Source organism: Geobacillus sp. WSUCF-018B (assembly GCF_002809985.1).
GTDB classification, from domain to species: Bacteria; Bacillota; Bacilli; order Bacillales; family Anoxybacillaceae; genus Geobacillus; species Geobacillus thermophilus.
In genome coordinates, this window is the sequence record NZ_PIJF01000135.1 from 1 (window position 1) to 1,305 (window position 1,305).

Here is a 1,305-nt window from a genome sequence, read left to right on the forward strand (position 1 = left end):
TCACCAAGCAAGCGGTCTTTCGCTGCCCGCACTGCAAAAAGACGCTGGAAAAAATCAAGGAACGCAAAGAATACAACATCTATAAGTGCAAGAACAACGCTTGCCCGTTTTACCAGGCCAACCTTCGCCGGATGACGAAGAAGGAGCGCCAACAGTTTCAACAGGATCCTCAAGCCTTCAAGGTGCGGTATTTGTTTCGAGAGTTCTTGTTTGACTTTCTCCCGTTGGCTTCCTCGTCGCTCATCAAGCCGAAGGTCGATTTGTCCCGGCTGGCTGCGTCGCCGCACGTGTTGGGACTCGTGTTGACGTACTACGTCAACTTTGGGATGTCCTCGAGGGAGACCGCCGCCGCCATGAAGGACATCCATGGCGTCTCGATCTCCCATCAGACGGTGCTCAACTACGCCAACAGCGTCGCGCTTTGGATCAAGCCCTTTGTCGACCGGTTCCCGTATGAGCTGTCCGGTTCGTTTTGCGGGGACGAGACGTATATTCGCGTCAAAGGGCGCTGGCATTACCTGTTCTTTATGTTTGACGCCGTCAAAAAGATCGTGCTGTCGTATCGCGTCTCGCCCAACCGGGACACGCTCTCGGCCATCAAGGCCATCGATGATGTCCTCAGGAAGCTAGCGTCCCTCCCAGACGACTTGTCGTTCGTCGTGGATGGCAACCCGATTTACCTGCTGGCGCAACACTTCTTCGCCCAACACGGGATTTCATTTGACGTCCGCCAAGTGATCGGGCTGACCAATGAGGATCCGGTCTCGGAAGAGTTTCGCCCTCTCAAGCAGATCATCGAGCGATTCAACCGGACCTTTAAAGGCAACTACCGCCCGACCCATGGGTTTGGTGCGGAAGAAGGCTCGGTGTCCTTTGTGACGCTGTTTGTGGCGTATTTCAACTTTCTGCGCCCACACAGCGCGCTCGAAGGCCGGGTGCCGGTCGTCATCCCGGAACTGGCGGATCTTCCGCATATGCCGGCCCGGTGGACGAAGCTGATCGCCATGGCACAAGCGTTTCTCCAACAAGAGGCGGCCTGACTTTTTTGTCCTCYGGAGCCCGTTGAACAGAACTCCTGCCGGATTCGGCGAAGCGAACCCTTGACCAACCGAACACCGCCAAAGGTAAAATTCGGTCATGGCAAGGGCGGCTTTCTTATTGCCTTCTTTTTTGTCCCCGTCGCCCTTGACGACTCTTCCGCACCTTTGGCGGGTGTTGGTCAAGGGCGAATCCGGCCCTCCGCATGCCCCACGATGCTCAATGGGATGATCTGTGTGGAGTTTTCATAGAACTTTTGACGCTACC

General features: G+C 55.8%; 1 protein-coding gene. It reads left to right on the plus strand.

Annotation, left to right across the window (positions count from 1 at the left end; genetic code table 11):
- Window positions 1-1,040, plus strand: a 1,040-nt coding sequence (locus CV944_RS16980; protein ID WP_100660199.1) for a DDE-type integrase/transposase/recombinase, incomplete at its 5' end; no start/stop codon positions are given.
- Window positions 1,041-1,305 lie beyond the last annotated feature (265 nt).